Raw genomic sequence first — 15,795 nt, forward strand, 5'->3', positions numbered from 1 at the left:
GGCAGCCGCGCGCAAATTCAGTTGGTATGGGTGTCGGCGACTTCGTCGGCAACCAGGGCGCCGTCGTCCGCGCGGGCATCGCCGCCGGTGCGGCGCGGCAGTTCGGTCGGCGCCACCACGCCCATCGACACGATGTACTTCAGCGCCGCGTCAACGGTCATGTCGAGCTCGATGGTGTCTGCCTTCGGCATCATCAGGAAGAAGCCCGACGTCGGGTTCGGCGTCGTCGGCACGTACACGCTGACGTATTCGCCCTGCAGGTGATTTTGCACGTCGCCGCCCGGACGTCCAGTCAGAAACGCAATAGTCCATGACCCTTCGCGCGGATACTGCACCAGCAGCGCCTTGCGGAACGCGTTGCCGGACGACGACAGCAGCGTGTCCGACACCTGCTTCACGCTGGTATAGATCGGCCCCACCACCGGGATATGGCCCAGCAACGCTTCCCACCAGCGCACCAGGCGCTGGCCGATGAAGTTGTGCGCCAGCACGCCCACCAGCAGGATGAACAGCAGGGTCAGGATGGCGCCCAGCCCCGGGATGCGGCGCCCGAAGATGTTCTCGGGCTGCCACGCCAGCGGCAGCAGCGCCATGCTCTGGTCCATCGTGCCGATGATCAGGTTGAGCACCCACAGCGTGATGCCCAGCGGCACGAGCACGAGCAGACCGGTCAGGAACCAGGTCTTGATGGCGGACGTTTTCTTGGTAGCCACGGCTTGCCGGCGCTCAGTTGCTGCCGGCGGCCGGCGTGGCCGGTGCCGCGGGCGCGGCAGCCGGGGCGGCCGGCGCGGCATCGGCTGCCGGCGCACCGGCCGGGGCGCTGGCCGCGGCGCTGGTGCCGCCGCTGCCGCCACGGAAATCCGTCACGTACCAGCCCGAGCCCTTGAGCTGGAAGCCGGCGGCGGTTAGCTGTTTCTTGAAGGTCCCCGCGGTGCCGCAGGATGGGCAGTCCGTAAGCGGGGCATCGCTCATCTTCTGCAGCACATCGCGCCCGTGGCCGCAGGCGTCGCAACGGTAGGCATAGATCGGCATGGTTCTTTCGTGGAATCTGAAACGTAAAGCAGGTAAGTGGCTGCGCCCGGTCGGATCGACAAGGGCCTGCGCACGAAAATACCCGCGCGGCGGTGCAAAGCCGTTGATTATAAACCGTCGGCGAGGCGTCTACGGGCAGGAAATGCGGGCTTTCGGGGGTGTAATCGTCACGATATCGCCCCGGCGCTTAAAAGTTAAGCAATATGCACTTCACGGACCGGCGGCCGGTCGCTGATCCATTGCGGCAGCAGCGAGCCGAACACCATGCCGCCAATCGAGCACAGCAGTCCCACCATCTGCGGCGGCACGGTAGCGTCGGCAAAGGCCACCTCGCAGGTCAGCCAGGAACTCAGGCCAAGCACAATGGCCAGCAGGCCGCCCTGGCGCGTGGCGGGCTTCCAGAACAGGCCGAACGCCAGCGGCACGAACGCCGACACCAGCGTCACCTTGTAGGCGTTTTCCACCATGTGGAAAATCGACAGGTGCGAGTTCAGCGCGAACAGCGTGACCAGCGTGGTAAAGACCAGCACCACCGCCTGCATCACGCGCAGGAACTGCTTGTCGCTCAAATGGCGGAAATACGGGCGCAGGATGTTTTCCGCGAACGTCACGGACGGCGCCAGCAGCGTGGCCGACGCGCAGCTCTTGATGGCGGACAGCAGCGCGCCGAAGAACATCACCTGCGCGAACATCGGCGCGTGGTTCAGGATCAGTTGCGGCAGGATCAGCTGCGAATCCGAATGGATGTACTTCTCGACCATCTGCGGGTCGATCAGCGTGGCCGAATAGGCCAGGAACATCGGGATGAAGGCGAAAAAGAAATACAGCACGCCGCCCAGGACCGACGCGCGGCCGGCGATCTGTTCGGTTTTCGACGAAGTCACGCGCTGGAACACGTCCTGCTGCGGAATCGAGCCGAGCATCATGGTGAACAGCGCCGCCGCAAACCCGATGATCTGCACCAGATCCAGCGACGGCAGGAACTCGAATTTGCCGGCCGCCGCCGCGTGCGACACCACGGCCGTCACGCCGCCGGCCTGGCCGCTGACCTCGTAGCCGATATAGAGCATGCCGACCACGATGATGATCATCTGGATGAAGTCGGTCACCGCCACCGACCACATACCGCCGAACAGCGTATAGACCAGCACGCTGGCCGCGCCGATCATCATCCCGGCTTCCTGCGACAGCGCGCCGTCCGACACGGTATAGAACACCAGGCCCAGCGCCTTGATCTGCGCCGCCACCCAGCCCAGGTACGACACGACGATGCACAGCGTGGTCAGCACTTCGGCCAGCCGGCCGTAGCGGTTGTGATAGTAGTCGCCGATGGTCAGCAGGTTCATCCGGTACAGCGGCCGGGCGAAGAACAGACCGACGAGGATCAGGCAGAGCGACGAGCCGAAGGGGTCGGACACCACCCCCGACAGGCCTTCCTTCAGGAAGACCGCCGGGATGCCGAGCACGGTTTCAGAGCCGAACCATGTGGCAAACACCGTGGCGGTGACGATGTAGAACGGCAGGCTGCGGCCCGCGACGGCGAAGTCGGCGGTGCCCTTGACGCGCAGTGCCGCCCACAGGCCGATGCCGACCGAGATAACCCAATAGATGATGACGAACCAGATCAGCATGCCGCTGCCCTATCCCAAATAGCCAGAAATGCCCTGGTGGCGAAAAACCGAATGCCGGCCGGATGCCTTGGAACACGCCAGGCTGACTCCGCCCGGAGTCCAATTCATCGGTCGGGGCCGCTGGCGCCCGGGAGGGGGCATAGGCGGTCGTAGCCGAATCAAAACGCGGATTATAGCGACGCAGACCCCCCGGAATGAAAAAAATTCCCCGGGGCGCGGTCAAATCCCCACACTCGCACCGGCACGGTGCAGCGTGGGGCGCACGGCATCTGGCGCAGCCTTACCAGTAGCCCGCCCAGGCCAGCGCCTGGACGATCACGATGCCCGCCAGGAAGCCGCCCATCAGCATCAGCGCGGTGGAAAGCCGGCGGTTGGTACGGCGCTGCTCGTGCACCAGCTGGGTCAGCAGCCGCTCCTGCTCGCCGTTGTTCAGCAGCGCACGGCGCTCCAGGAACTGGTGCGCCAGCCGCGGGAAGTCGGGCAGCATCTTGGCCCATTGCGGCGCCTCGACCTTGACGCGCTCCCAGGCGCCCTGCCAGCCGACCTGCTCGTACATCCAGCGTTCCAGGAACGGCTTCGCGGTCTTCCAGAGGTCCAGATCGGGGTCCAGCTGGCGGCCCAGGCCTTCGATATTGAGCAGCGTCTTCTGCAGCAGCACCAGCTGCGGCTGGATTTCGACGTTGAACCGGCGCGACGTCTGGAACAGGCGCATCAGCACCATGCCCAGCGAGATTTCGCGCAGCGGCTTGTCGAAATACGGCTCGCAGCAGGCGCGCACCGCCGATTCCAGTTCCTCGACGCGTGTCTCCGGCGGCACCCATCCCGACTCCACGTGCAGCAGTGCCACCCGGTGGTAGTCGCGGCGGAAGAAGGCGATGAAGTTCTGCGCCAGGTAGTTCTTGTCGAACTCGGACAGCGCGCCGACGATGCCAAAGTCCAGCGCGATATACCGGCCGAAGGTCTCCGGCTGCACCGACACCAGGATGTTGCCCGGGTGCATGTCGGCATGGAAGAAACCGTCGCGGAACACCTGCGTGAAGAAGATCTCCACGCCTTCCTCGGCCAGCTTGTGCATGTCGACGCCGGCCGCCTTCAGCGATTCGGTGCGCGAGATCGGAATGCCGTGCATCCGCTCCATCGTGAAGACGGTGCTGGTACACCAGTCCCAGTACACCTCGGGCACGCACAGCAGGTCGCTGTCGGCAAAGTTGCGGCGCAGCTGGCTGGCGTTGGCCGCCTCGATCATCAGGTCCAGTTCGTCGTGCAGGTACTTGTCGAACTCGGCCACCACCTCGCGCGGCTTCAGGCGGCGGCCGTCAACCCACACGCGCTCCAGCCACGTGGCCATGTCGCGCATCAGCGCCAGGTCGCTGTCGATCACGGGCAGCATGCCGGGGCGCAGCACCTTCACGGCCACCTCGCGGCCATGGTTCGGCCCGCCGCGCAGCGTGGCGAAGTGGACCTGCGCAATCGACGCGCTGGCCACGGGCTGGTGCTCGAAATTCTCGTACAGCTGCGCCAGCGGCCGGCCCAGCGACTTTTCGATGATCTTCACGGCCACCGCCGAATCGAACGGCGGCACCTGGTCCTGCAGCTTGGCCAGTTCGTCGGCGATATCGGGTGGCATCAGGTCGCGCCGGGTAGACAGCACCTGGCCGAACTTGACGAATATCGGCCCCAGGGTCGTCAGCGCCAGGCGCAGGCGCTCGCCGCGCGGCTGTTCCAGCTTGCGGCCGATAGTGATCACGCGCACCAGGAACTTGATGCGCCGGCTCTTGAAGCCGGACAGCACAAGCTCGTCGAGCCCGTAGTACAGGATGACGAAAATAATCTTGCAGAGACGCAGCAGGCGGGTCATGCGGGGATTTTCAAAAGACGGCGCCGCGCGATGCGGCAGCGAAGAGTGACATGGCGATTAACGGTGGGCCGACGGAAGCTGGCCCGAAGCCCCCTCCCCCTGTCCACCCGTGCGTTCCAGGCGTTCAAGCCGCTTTTCCAGCCGCGCCAGGTCGTCCCGCACACGCGCCACATCGGCACCGAACCCATCCAGCGCGGCATGGCGCACGAGGGTCGGCTGCTCGTCGAGCAGGTATTCGGTCACATTGTCCAGCAGTGCCCGGCCCACGCGCGTGGCGCTGTCATGCACCTGGCGCGCGCCGTCCACCATGCGCTGGGCCACGCTGTCGCTGACCGGGCCGCCCATCACGCCACGCAGCGCCCGGGACAGGTCTTCGGCCGCGTCCCAGCGGAGGTTGCGCGCCAGCGTCGACACCGCATTGGCCAGTTCCGCATCGCCTTCGATCCGGACATGCCGCATGGCGGCGGCCTGGCCGCCCTCGGCCACGTCGGCCACCACCAGCGGCCACGTCTGCAACGGCACCCGCAGCGTCACGGCGGGCGTATCGGCGTCGGCCGCCTGCTCGATGCCGCCCCGGTCCGTGATCCGCAGGGACAGCGCGAATGCCGCGGCGTCGAACCGGATGACGCGGCTGGCAAATGGCGCCAGCAGGCCGCAGGCCCAGGGCTCCTGTTCGATCAGGTGATTCAGTGCGGCGACGATCGGCGCGGCCAGGGGTGTCGGCAAGGCGTTCATGGCGTCCGGTTCCGGGCAGTCTGCCCAATAAAAAAGGCCCACGCGTACGTGGGCCTCCATTCTAAGCTACTCGGCCGCCGCTTCATGTCATCCATGCGGCGGCGGTCGCGCCGCTCAGGCTTCCTGCTGGATGCCAGCCAGCAGCCAGCCGCCGCCGGACGCCGACTTGGCAAGGTTCCAGACCTCGCCGAACGGCTGCGCCGCTTCGCCGGCCGTCTCGCGGATCATGCCCGAGAAACGCACGCTGGCAATATGCTGGGCCGGCGTGGTCTCGATGCCCAGCAGTTGGGCGTCCAGCGTCACAACGTCGGTCTTGTTGACGGACTCGCCGCGCTCGGACAGGTCCATCTTGATCTCGGCAAACATTTCCGGCGTGGTGAATTCGCGGATGTCGTCCAGGTTGCCGGCATCCCAGGCCGCCTGCAGACGCACGTAATGCACCTTGGCGTTGCGCAGGAAGGCTTCGGTGTCGAAGTCGGCCGGCACGCCCCATGGCTGCTGCACGGCCGCGGCGGCGGCACCGGCGGCCGCGCCGCCCATGACCGGGTTGGCTGCGGCGCCGTTGTAGCCGGCCGGCTGCACCGGTTCGGCCTGACGCAGCGTCGGCTCGGCATTGCGTGCCGCACCGCCGAACGGCGCGTTGTTGCCGTTGCCGCCCATGCCGGCGTAGGCCGGCGTCTGCGAACGGGCCGAGCCGCCACGGAACTTGCGGAACAGCCACAGGGCAATCATCGCGATCACGGCAAAGATGATCACGTTGGCCAGGAAGCTGGCTGCCGCGCCACCGAGACCGAAGTGCGACAGCAGGTAGCCCAGGCCCAGGCCAGCCGCCAGGCCGCCGAGCATGCCACCCCAGTTACGCTTGGGCGCCGCAGCCGCTGCGCCACCCGCGGCACCGGCAGTCGCCGGGGCAGCCTGCTGCTGCGCGGGCTGCTGCTGGGCCGGCGCATTCTGCTGCGGCGGCGTGGCCTGACGCTGCTGCGTCACGTTCGACGATTGCTTGCCGACGCTGCGCGACCCGCCGAGGCGTTTCGCATTGGCGTCGAGTGCGGCCCCCATGGCTACCGTCATGATCAGCGCGGCGGCCAGGAATTTTCCACGAAAAGAAGACATTTGAGCTTTTCCCCTGTCATTTTCGGCCTTTATCGGCCGAACATGGCGAATTAGTACTTTCTCCCGACGTGGAGCGCCACGACTCCGGCCGTCAGGTTGAAGTATTCGACTTGTTCCAGTCCAACTTGTTCCATCAAGCGTACAAGTGAACCCTGGTCCGGATGCATTCTGATCGATTCGGCGAGATAGCGATAGCTCGGGGCATCCCCAGCCACGCGCTCGCCCAGCCAGGGGAGCACCTTGAAAGAATAGACGTCGTAGAACTTCTCGAGCGGCTTCCAGACCTTGGAAAACTCCAGCACCATCACCTTGCCGCCCGGCTTGACCACACGGCGCATCTCGGCCAGGGCGCGGTCCTTGTGCGTCATGTTGCGCAAGCCGAAGGCGACCGTGACCAGGTCGAAATAGTTGTCCGGGAACGGGATCTTTTCGGCGTCGCACAGCGCCACCGGCGTGACGATGCCTTTGTCCAGCAGGCGGTCGCGGCCCACGCGCAGCATCGATTCGTTGATATCGGTCAGCCAGACCTCGCCCTTGGGGCCGGCCTGCTTCGCGAAGGCCTTGGCCAGGTCGCCCGTGCCGCCGGCGATGTCCAGTACCTTCTGGCCCGGCCGCACATTGGCCTGGGCGATCGTGAACATCTTCCAGACGCGGTGCATGCCACCGGACATCAGGTCGTTCATCACGTCGTATTTGCTGGCCACCGAGTGGAACACGCCGGCAACCTTGCCGGCCTTTTCCGATTCGTCGACCTTGTCGAACCCGAAGTGGGTTTCGCTCATTCTCAGACTCCAGGTACTAGATTCAGTGATGATGGCCGCATGCGTGGCCGCCGGCCGCCGGCATCGGCGCATCGCGGTCCAGCCCGGCCGCTTCCAGCCGCTTCAGGTAGCCGTCCCACAGCGTGTCCTGCTGGTCGCCCAGGCGGTACAGCAGTTCCCACGTGTAGATGCCGGTGTCGTGGCCATCGTCGAAGCGGATCTGGATCGCATAGTTGCCCACCGGCTCCACCGCCGCGATGCCCACGTGGCGCTTGCCGGTCTGCAGCGTTTCCTGGCCCGGGCCGTGGCCCTGGACTTCGGCGGACGGCGAGTATACGCGCAGCAACTCGAATGGCAGCCGCCAGGTGCGGCCATTGTCGAAGCCGATTTCCAGCACGCGCGACTGCGTGTGGACGGTCAGCGCGGTGGGGTGAGGAGTATCTTTGTCGAGGCCTGCCATGGTCGATGGTCGCGGCGCCCCGCCTGGGCGACCCCCAAAGGGCCGTTACAGCGGCGCCGTCATGCGTCTTGTACGACCCGATAGCTTACTCCACCCCCCTCGGCTTGCCCATCCCGCGGGCCGCCGCCGCTTTCGTCGTCGCCCCGGTTCACCGGCAGGTAGCGCAGGCGCCGGCCATGGAAGGCAGCCACGGTGCTGCGGTGCGCGATGCTGACGATGGCCGCCCCGGGCAGTTCGTCCACCATCAGCTGGTACATCGCGCTTTCGGTTTCCTCGTCCAGCGCGCTGGTGGCCTCGTCCAGGAACAGGTAATCCGGCTTCTGCAGCAGGGCCCGGGCAAAGGCCAGGCGCTGCTGCTCGCCGGGCGACAGGCGCAGCGACCAGTTGTCGAATACATCCAGATGCTTCGTCAGCATGCCCAGCCGCGCCTTGCGCAGCACGGCCACCAGCGTCTCGCGCGAATGGCTGTTGCCGGCGTCGGGGTACGACAGCGCGTCGGCCAGCGTGCCGATCGGCAGGTAGCTGCGCTGCGGCAGGAACAGCATGCGCCGGTGCGGCACCGTGATACGGCCGCTGCCATAGGGCCAGATGCCGGCCAGCGCACGGAACAGCACGCTCTTGCCGCAGCCCGACGGCCCGTGCACCAGCCAGCGTTCGCCCGGCGCGATCGACAGCGAGAACGGCGCCACCAGCGGGCGCTGCCCCGGATGGCTGTGGGGATCGACGCCTTCGTCGTCCACGCCGAGCCCGCCGCGCACCGGCAGCGCCAGGGCCAGGCCGCTGATCGAGATATCGCCCTCGGACGGGCTGGCGGACTGCACCACCTCGATATCGCCCGGGCCTTCGTGCGTCAGGTCCTGGCGTTCGGCCACGCGCATGGCGTCCTGGAAATCGATCAGACGGTTGGCGGCGGCCTTCCAGCCCACCAGCGTCGAATAGCTGTCGACGAACCAGGACAGCGCGCCCTGTACCTGGCCGAACGCGGAGTTGATCTGCATGAGGCCGCCCAGCGTGAGCTTGCCCGAAAAATAGCGCGGCGCGGCCACCAGCAGCGGGAAGATGATCGCAAACTGGCCGTAACCCGAGTTCACGAACGTCAGGCGCCGGGTGTAGCGCATGAGCTGGTTCCAGTTGGCCCGGATGCGCTCGAAACGGGCGCGCAGGCCCGCCTGCTCGGTCGGCTCGCCGCGATACAGCGCCACCGGCTCGCTGTTTTCGCGCAGCCGCACCAGCATGAAACGGAAGTTTGCCTCGTACTGTTCCTGCTGGAACGACAGGCCGATCAGCGGCCGCCCCACGAAGTGGGCGATCAGCGAGCCCACCACCGCGTAGCCGATGGCAAACCAGACCATGTAGCCGGGGATCGTCAGGTCCGTGCCGCCCAGCGCCAGCGTGATCGGGCCCGACACCACCCACAGGATGCCGATGAACGACACCAGCGTCACCGCCGAATTGAGCAGCCCCATCGACAGCGTCAGCGCGCCGTCGGTGAACTGGCGCAGGTCATCGGCCAGCCGCTGGTCGGGGTTGTCTGTGGCATGGGTCTGCTCGATGCGGTAGTAGGCCTGGTGCCCGAGCCAACGCTGCATGAAGGTGCCCGTCATCCACGTGCGCCAGCGCATCTGCAGCATCATCTGGTAGTACTGGCGCGAGATCGCCAGCACGATGAAGCAGGCCGCGATCCACGAAAAACGCAGCAGCAGCGCCTTGAACGAGACGAAGTCGCGCTGCTCGATGGCGTTGTAGAACACGCGGTTCCACTCGTTGAGCAGCACGTTGATATAGACGATGCCCAGGTTCAGCGCCACGACCAGCGTCAGCAGCCCCAGGCCGGCCTTGCGGTCTTCCGAGCTCCAGTACGGCTTGATCAGCGCCCAGGTGGCGGCCAGGCGCAGCCGGCTCTGGTTCTTGAGGGCCTCGGCCGGTACGGCAGGACCGGGCACGATAACGGACGACGGTGTGGATGACATGGCGCCAGCGGTTGGCCCGCCGCGCAAGGCCGGCGGGCATGTTGTTGTTCGACCGGAGTCAGACGCACCGCCCCGCGGGCGGGTTCCGTACCAGACTGCTACGGCACTTTACAAGGGGATGGGAAGGATTGCAGCGGAACCGGTCAATCACGGCCGCAAGTCGCCCGTGGCGGGCCGCTGGCCGGCAGCCCACCGCAGGCCGCGCCGGTGTCAGTCCGGATCGGTCAGCATCGAAAGTGCCGTGCGCAGCGCCGGTAGCCGGCTGCCCAGTTCGGCAATGCGCGCGGCATCGGCGGCCCGTTGGGGCGCGGCCCACACGGACTCCGGGAAATGGGTGTCCCAGCGGTAGCGCGGAATGATGTGCCAGTGCAGGTGCGGCACCATGTTGCCGAACGCGGCCAGGTTGACCTTGTCCGGCGTCATGACTTCGCGCACCACGCGCTCGACGCGTGCCACCAGCCGCATCAGCCAGGCCTGGTCGGCATCGTCCAGGTCGGTCAGCTCGGCCATATGGTCGTTCCAGACCACGCGGCAGAAGCCGGGAAAGCGGTCACGCTCGACCAGGATCACGCGCGCGCGGTCGCCCATCCAGACCAGCTCGCCGCCATCGGCTTCGCAGAGGGGGCAGTTGGGGAGTCGGGTCATCGGGTTACGTTTGCATTTGGCGATGGTTTGCTCCCCTCTCCCGCTTCATGGGAGAGGGGAGCGCATATCTACGGTTCGTGGTTTACACCAGCACCCGCTCGATACCACCCGCGTTCGCCCTGGCGACATACTCGGGCATCCAGTTGTCGCCCAGCAGGTGCTTGGCCATTTCCACGACGATGTAATCGGCCGTGACCGACGCATCCTCGTTGTAGCGCGACAGGCCCTGCAGGCACGACGGGCAGCTGGTCAGGATCTTGACGTCGCCGTTGAAGTCGTCGGTGCGCAGCTTGTCCGCACCCTTGCGCATTTCCTCTTCCTTGCGGAAACGGATCTGCGTCGACACATCCGGGCGCGTCACGGCCAGCGTGCCCGATTCCCCGCAGCAACGCTCGTTCTTCTCGATCTTGCCGCCGCCCTGGTTGCCGCCCATGAGGTCGTTCACGAGCTTGGTCGGGTCCATCGTCTTGATCGGGGTGTGGCAGGGGTCGTGGTACATGTAGCGCGTACCGGTCACGCCTTCCAGCTTGACCCCCTTCTCCAGCAGATACTCGTGGATGTCGATGATGCGGCAGCCCGGGAAGATCTTGTCGAACTCATACCCGGCCAGCTGGTCGTAGCACGTGCCGCAGCTGACCACCACGGTCTTGATGTCGAGGTAGTTCAGCGTATTGGCCACGCGGTGGAACAGCACGCGGTTGTCGCTGACCATCTTTTCGGCCTTGTCATACTGGCCGGCGCCGCGCTGCGGATAGCCGCAGCACAGGTAGCCCGGCGGCAGCACGGTCTGCACGCCCACGTGCCAGAGCATGGCCTGCGTGGCCAGCCCCACCTGCGAGAACAGGCGCTCCGACCCGCAGCCCGGGAAGTAGAACACGGCTTCGGTCTCGGCCGTGGTCGTCTTCGGGTTGCGGATGATCGGCACGATCTCGTTGTCTTCGATATCGAGCAGCGCGCGCGCCGTCTTCTTGGGCAGGTTGCCCGGCATCTTCTTGTTGATGAAGTGGATCACCTGCTCCTGCACCGGCGGCTTGCCAACCGTGGCGGGCGGATGCTGGGTCTGCTTCTTCGCGAACTTCTTGAGCACCTCGTTACCCAGGCGCTGCGCCTTGTAGCCCCAGCCGATCATGGCCGCGCGGGTCATGTTGATGGTCTGCGGATTGGTCGCGTTCAGGAAGAACATCGACGCGGCGGTGCCCGGGTTGAACTTCTTCTGGCCCATCTTGCGCAGCAGGTTGCGCATGTTCATCGACACGTCCCCGAAGTCGATCTTGACCGGGCAAGGCGTCACGCACTTGTGGCAGACGGTGCAGTGGTCGGCCACGTCCGAGAATTCGTCCCAGTGCTTGATCGACACGCCGCGGCGCGTCTGTTCCTCGTACAGGAACGCCTCCACCAGCAGCGACGTGGCCAGGATCTTGTTGCGCGGGCTGTACAGCAGGTTGGCGCGCGGCACGTGCGTGGCGCACACCGGCTTGCACTTGCCGCAGCGCAGGCAGTCCTTGACGCTGTCGGCAATGGCGCCGATGTCGCTCTGCTGCATGATGATGGACTCGTGTCCCATCAGGCCGAACGACGGCGTGTACGCATTGCGCAGGTCGGCGCCCGGCAGCAGCTTGCCCTTGTTGAAGCGGCCCTGCGGGTCCACGCGCTGCTTGTAGGCGCGGAATTCCCCGATCTCTTCCTCGGTCAGGAATTCGAGCTTGGTGATGCCGATGCCGTGCTCGCCCGAGATCACGCCGTCCAGCGAACGCGCCAGGTCCATGATGCGGGCCACCGCGCGGTGCGCGTCCTGCAGCATGTCGTAGTCGTCCGAGTTGACGGGGATGTTGGTGTGCACGTTGCCGTCGCCGGCGTGCATGTGCAGCGCCACGAACACGCGGCCGCGCAGCACCTGCTTGTGGATCTTCTGCGCCTCGTCCAGGATCGGCTTGAATTCGCCGCCGTTGAAGATCTTGCGCAGTTCGGCGCGGATCTCGTGCTTCCAGCTCACGCGGATCGTCCTGTCCTGCATCAGGTGGAACACCGTGGCGTCCGGCTGCGTCTGCAGGCGCTGCTCGAAGGCCGGGCCCAGCAGGCCCAGGCCGTGGCCGATCAGCGATGCGCGGGCGGTCTGCAGCGGCGTATCGAGGTGATCCTGCAGATAGCGCCAGCGCGCGCGGATCTCGCGCAGCAGCGTCAGCGCATGCTGCACGCGGTCTTCCAGCAGTTCCGCGCTCGGAATCTCGTTGGCGTCGTCGCTGCGGCCCAGCGGCAGGTTGCCGCGCGCGAAGAATGCTTCCAGCTCGTCCAGCAGCTTGAGCTTGTTCTTGGTCGACAGTTCGATGTTGATGCGCTCGATGCCGTCCGTGTACTCGCCCATGCGGGGCAGCGGAATGACCACGTCCTCGTTGATCTTGAAGGCGTTGGTGTGGCGCGCGATGGCGGCGGTGCGCGAGCGGTCGAGCCAGAACTTCTTGCGGGCCTCGGGGCTCACGGCGATAAAGCCTTCGCCGCTCTTGCCGTTGGCCATGCGGATCACTTCCGACGTGGCGCGCGCCACGGCGTCTTCGTCGTCACCGACGATATCGCCGATCAGCACCATCTTCGGGAAGGCATTGCGCTTGCTCTTGGTGGCGTAGCCGACCGCGCGCAGATAGCGTTCGTCCAGATGCTCCAGGCCCGCCAGGATGGCGCCGCCCTCGCGTCGGGACTCGGCATCGAGGAAATCCTTGATCTCTACGATGCTGGGAATGGCGTCGCGCGGCTGGCCGAAGAACTCCAGGCAGACCGTGCGGATGTGCTTCGGCATGCGGTGCAAAATCCAGCGCGCGCTGGTGATGATGCCGTCGCAGCCTTCCTTCTGCACGCCGGGCAGGCCGGCCAGGAACTTGTCGGTGACGTCCTTGCCGAGGCCTTCCTTGCGGAACTTGCGGCCTTCGATGGCCAGCGTCTCGGTGCGCAGCACCTTCTCGCCGGGGCGGCGGTTGCCGTCCGACCACTTCAGCTCGAACGTGGCCACCGGCACGTCGTGGATCTTGCCCAGGTTGTGATCCATGCGGGTGATCTCGAGCCAGTTGCCCTCGGGATCGACCATGCGCCACCACGCCAGGTTGTCCAGCGCCGTGCCCCACAGCACGGCCTTCTTGCCGCCCGCGTTCATCGCCACGTTGCCGCCGATGCACGATGCATCGATCGACGTCGGGTCCACCGCGAACACCAGGCCGGCGCGGTCGGCGGCATCGGCGACGCGGCGCGTCACCACGCCGGCGCCCGAGAAGATCGTGGCCACCTTGTGCGGCACGTTGGGCAGGTCGGACATCTCCACCGCGTCCAGCTGTTCCAGCTTTTCGGTGTTGATGACGGCCGAGAACGGCGTCAACGGCACGGCGCCGCCGGTGTAGCCGGTGCCGCCCCCGCGCGGAATGATGGTCAGGCCCAGCTCGAAGCAGCCCTTCACCAGGCCGGCGATTTCTTCCTCGGTGTCCGGGGTCAGCACCACGAACGGGTATTCCACGCGCCAGTCGGTGGCGTCGGTCACGTGCGACACGCGCGACAGGCCGTCGAACTTGATGTTGTCCTTCTGGGTCACCTTGCCCAGCACGCGCTGGGTGCGCTTGCGCAGCGCGTAGGCGTCGGCGAATTCCTGCTGGAACGACTCGATCGCCTGCTTGGCGAACGCGACCAGCTGCTCCACGCGGTGCGAACGGTCTTCGGCGGCGGGCTCGGCGTGCTCGGCACGGTCGGCGGCGCGGCGCTTCTCGATTTCGTTCAGGCGGTGGTGCAGCGCGCTGACCAGCATCTGGCGGCGCTTGGGATTTTCCAGCAGGTCGTCCTGCAGGTAGGGATTGCGGCGGACCACCCAGATATCGCCCAGCACCTCGTAGAGCATGCGGGCCGACCGGCCGGTACGGCGTTCGCCGCGCAGTTCGTCGAGGATGCGCCAGGCTTCTTCGCCCAGCAGACGGATGACAATCTCGCGATCCGAAAACGACGTGTAGTTATAGGGGATCTCACGCAGGCGCGGCGGGGCGTCCTGCGTGGCGAGCTTGGCATCGAGCACGAGTGGGGCGTTCATGGGCGGGACCGCTTCGAAGCAGCGCACGGGGACGGTGCGCGATTTTCGTCATTAAAGGGCGATTGTACTGCAACGCCCAGTTTCGCCGCACCGCAGCAAGCCCGTTTTGGGGGAATAACCCCTGAAAGGGTCCGGGATCGCCATCGATTGCATGCGATTTCGCGCATTTCCGGCATTTCCCGGCGCCTGCCCGGCCCCCGCCTAGAACCACTGCCGGATGGCCTCGCCCACGCCGTGCCAGAAAGAATCGGGAATCCAGAGCAGGCTGGCCGTCATGGCCAGGTAGCGCAGGAACTTGCCGATCGCCATATAGAAGAGGCTGCGCCAGAACGGCAGCCGCAGCCAGCCGGCCAAAGTGCACAGTGGATCACCAATGCCGGGCAGCCACGACAACAGCATCGTCGGCGGCCCGTAACGGCGCATCCATCGGAAATATCTGGCATCCAGCCGGGGCTTGTGCCGCTTGCGCGGGTGTTTGCGGTGCTCGGCATGTTCGCGCTCATGCTCGTGGTGCTGGCGCCGCTGGCGGTAGCGCACCACCGCCAGCTTGGCGGCGTACCCGAGCCACCAGTCGATGGCGCCGCCCAGCGTGTTGCCGGCCGTTGCCACCAGAATCGCCGGCCAGAACATGCCGGGATTGAGCTTCACGTAGCCGAAGACGGCGGGCTCCGACCCCAGCGGCAGCAGCGTGGCCGATACCAGGCTGACCACGAAAACGGCCGGCAGCCCGACCTTGGGCAGGGCTACGGTCTCGAACAGCCAGTCGATGAAGGCTTCCATGCGTGGGGACGTTGGACAGGCCGCTCAGGGCAGGGGAACCCGCATGGCAGCACCGAAGGTTTTGTGATTTACTTTTAGAGCCTGTGGCGGCGGATCGTTCATTCCGCCGCAAGACCGGGCAAACCCGGCAGCACCAATATCACGAAATAGCCGTCTCAACCAAGCGGCAGTACCGCGTCGTGGCCCGTCCCGCGCAGTCTTTCATTCGGGATCGGCGGAGCTGGCCATGCGCGCACCACCCCACATGGAGACAAGCATGGCGATTCCGATCCGCCTGACGGTCAACGGCAAGCCCGTTGACGCGCAGGTCGAACCCAATACCCTTCTGGTCCAGTTCCTGCGCGAGCAGCTTCGCCTGACCGGCACCCACGTGGGCTGCGACACCGCCCAGTGCGGGGCCTGTACCGTCCACCTGGACGGCCGCGCCGTGAAGTCCTGCAACATGCTGGCAGTCCAGGCGGACGGGGCCAGCGTGGCCACCATCGAAGGGTTGGCGGCCAACGGCGAGATGCATCCGATGCAGCAGGCGTTCCGCGAATGCCACGGCCTGCAATGCGGCTTCTGCACGCCCGGCATGGTGATGGCGGCCACATCGCTGCTGCAGCAGCAGCCGCATGCCGACGCCCAGGCCATCCGCGAGCAGCTCGAAGGCAATCTGTGCCGCTGCACCGGCTACCACAACATCGTGCGTGCGGTGCAGCAGGGGCAGGCCGCCATGCAGGGCGACCGCGCCGCGGTCTGCGCCGAATAAGG

General features: G+C 66.2%; 13 protein-coding genes. 1 reads left to right on the plus strand and 12 read right to left on the minus strand.

Annotation, left to right across the window (positions count from 1 at the left end; genetic code table 11):
- Nucleotides 1-17: 17 nt before the first annotated feature.
- The 12 genes from AC24R4_RS14625 to AC24R4_RS14680 form a co-directional block, all read right to left on the minus strand.
- On the minus strand, nucleotides 18-713 hold the full coding sequence (locus AC24R4_RS14625; RefSeq protein WP_249640935.1) for a DUF502 domain-containing protein: 696 nt from the start codon (nucleotides 711-713) through the stop codon (nucleotides 18-20).
- Between the two features lie 13 nt (nucleotides 714-726).
- Nucleotides 727-1,032, minus strand: a complete 306-nt coding sequence (locus AC24R4_RS14630; RefSeq protein WP_400391020.1) for an FmdB family zinc ribbon protein — start codon at nucleotides 1,030-1,032, stop codon at nucleotides 727-729.
- Nucleotides 1,033-1,226: 194 nt separating this feature from the next.
- A complete protein-coding gene (locus AC24R4_RS14635; RefSeq protein ID WP_400391017.1) occupies nucleotides 1,227-2,663 on the minus strand; it encodes a high affinity choline transporter 1 in 1,437 nt (478 codons plus the stop codon).
- Nucleotides 2,664-2,943: 280 nt separating this feature from the next.
- Nucleotides 2,944-4,521, minus strand: coding sequence for a ubiquinone biosynthesis regulatory protein kinase UbiB (gene ubiB / locus AC24R4_RS14640; RefSeq protein ID WP_153946529.1), 1,578 nt, complete (start codon nucleotides 4,519-4,521; stop codon nucleotides 2,944-2,946).
- A 57-nt stretch (nucleotides 4,522-4,578) separates the two neighbouring features.
- Nucleotides 4,579-5,256 (minus strand): ubiquinone biosynthesis accessory factor UbiJ, encoded by a 678-nt coding sequence (locus AC24R4_RS14645; protein ID WP_400391013.1) that lies wholly within the window; start codon nucleotides 5,254-5,256, stop codon nucleotides 4,579-4,581.
- A gap of 114 nt (nucleotides 5,257-5,370) precedes the next feature.
- Complete coding sequence (locus AC24R4_RS14650; protein ID WP_400391010.1) at nucleotides 5,371-6,369, minus strand: Tim44 domain-containing protein; 999 nt, start codon at nucleotides 6,367-6,369, stop codon at nucleotides 5,371-5,373.
- A gap of 50 nt (nucleotides 6,370-6,419) precedes the next feature.
- The gene (ubiE, locus tag AC24R4_RS14655; protein ID WP_400391007.1) at nucleotides 6,420-7,151 is read right to left on the minus strand and encodes a bifunctional demethylmenaquinone methyltransferase/2-methoxy-6-polyprenyl-1,4-benzoquinol methylase UbiE; all 732 of its coding nucleotides are present in this window, start codon (nucleotides 7,149-7,151) and stop codon (nucleotides 6,420-6,422) included.
- A 22-nt stretch (nucleotides 7,152-7,173) separates the two neighbouring features.
- Entirely contained in the window at nucleotides 7,174-7,590 is a 417-nt protein-coding gene (locus AC24R4_RS14660) for a gamma-butyrobetaine hydroxylase family protein (RefSeq protein WP_066739527.1), read from the minus strand.
- A gap of 59 nt (nucleotides 7,591-7,649) precedes the next feature.
- A complete protein-coding gene (locus tag AC24R4_RS14665; RefSeq protein ID WP_400391004.1) occupies nucleotides 7,650-9,560 on the minus strand; it encodes an ABC transporter ATP-binding protein/permease in 1,911 nt (636 codons plus the stop codon).
- A 210-nt stretch (nucleotides 9,561-9,770) separates the two neighbouring features.
- The gene (locus AC24R4_RS14670; RefSeq protein WP_400391001.1) at nucleotides 9,771-10,205 is read right to left on the minus strand and encodes an HIT family protein; all 435 of its coding nucleotides are present in this window, start codon (nucleotides 10,203-10,205) and stop codon (nucleotides 9,771-9,773) included.
- Nucleotides 10,206-10,287: 82 nt separating this feature from the next.
- Nucleotides 10,288-14,262: a DUF3683 domain-containing protein gene (locus AC24R4_RS14675; protein WP_400390998.1), complete on the minus strand. Its 3,975-nt coding sequence runs from the start codon at nucleotides 14,260-14,262 to the stop codon at nucleotides 10,288-10,290.
- Between the two features lie 201 nt (nucleotides 14,263-14,463).
- Nucleotides 14,464-15,042 carry a YqaA family protein gene (locus AC24R4_RS14680; RefSeq protein ID WP_400390995.1) on the minus strand — a complete coding sequence of 193 codons (579 nt, stop codon included), beginning with the start codon at nucleotides 15,040-15,042 and terminating at the stop codon, nucleotides 14,464-14,466.
- A gap of 256 nt (nucleotides 15,043-15,298) precedes the next feature.
- On the opposite strand from AC24R4_RS14680, the gene AC24R4_RS14685 reads away from it, so the two are divergent.
- The gene (locus AC24R4_RS14685; protein ID WP_400390992.1) at nucleotides 15,299-15,793 is read left to right on the plus strand and encodes a (2Fe-2S)-binding protein; all 495 of its coding nucleotides are present in this window, start codon (nucleotides 15,299-15,301) and stop codon (nucleotides 15,791-15,793) included.
- Nucleotides 15,794-15,795 lie beyond the last annotated feature (2 nt).

It is taken from the genome of Cupriavidus sp. CER-90 (genome assembly GCF_057652055.1).

Coding starts and splice junctions, on each gene's coding strand:
- AC24R4_RS14680 (WP_400390995.1), bottom strand. CDS start 15,042: ATGGAAGCCTTCATCGACTGGCTGTTCGAGACCGTAGCCCTGCCCAAG.
- AC24R4_RS14645 (WP_400391013.1), bottom strand. CDS start 5,256: ATGAACGCCTTGCCGACACCCCTGGCCGCGCCGATCGTCGCCGCACTG.
- AC24R4_RS14665 (WP_400391004.1), bottom strand. CDS start 9,560: ATGTCATCCACACCGTCGTCCGTTATCGTGCCCGGTCCTGCCGTACCG.
- ubiB (WP_153946529.1), bottom strand. CDS start 4,521: ATGACCCGCCTGCTGCGTCTCTGCAAGATTATTTTCGTCATCCTGTAC.
- ubiE (WP_400391007.1), bottom strand. CDS start 7,151: ATGAGCGAAACCCACTTCGGGTTCGACAAGGTCGACGAATCGGAAAAG.
- AC24R4_RS14675 (WP_400390998.1), bottom strand. CDS start 14,262: ATGAACGCCCCACTCGTGCTCGATGCCAAGCTCGCCACGCAGGACGCC.
- AC24R4_RS14660 (WP_066739527.1), bottom strand. CDS start 7,590: ATGGCAGGCCTCGACAAAGATACTCCTCACCCCACCGCGCTGACCGTC.
- AC24R4_RS14685 (WP_400390992.1), top strand. CDS start 15,299: ATGGCGATTCCGATCCGCCTGACGGTCAACGGCAAGCCCGTTGACGCG.
- AC24R4_RS14670 (WP_400391001.1), bottom strand. CDS start 10,205: ATGACCCGACTCCCCAACTGCCCCCTCTGCGAAGCCGATGGCGGCGAG.
- AC24R4_RS14650 (WP_400391010.1), bottom strand. CDS start 6,369: ATGTCTTCTTTTCGTGGAAAATTCCTGGCCGCCGCGCTGATCATGACG.
- AC24R4_RS14630 (WP_400391020.1), bottom strand. CDS start 1,032: ATGCCGATCTATGCCTACCGTTGCGACGCCTGCGGCCACGGGCGCGAT.
- AC24R4_RS14635 (WP_400391017.1), bottom strand. CDS start 2,663: ATGCTGATCTGGTTCGTCATCATCTATTGGGTTATCTCGGTCGGCATC.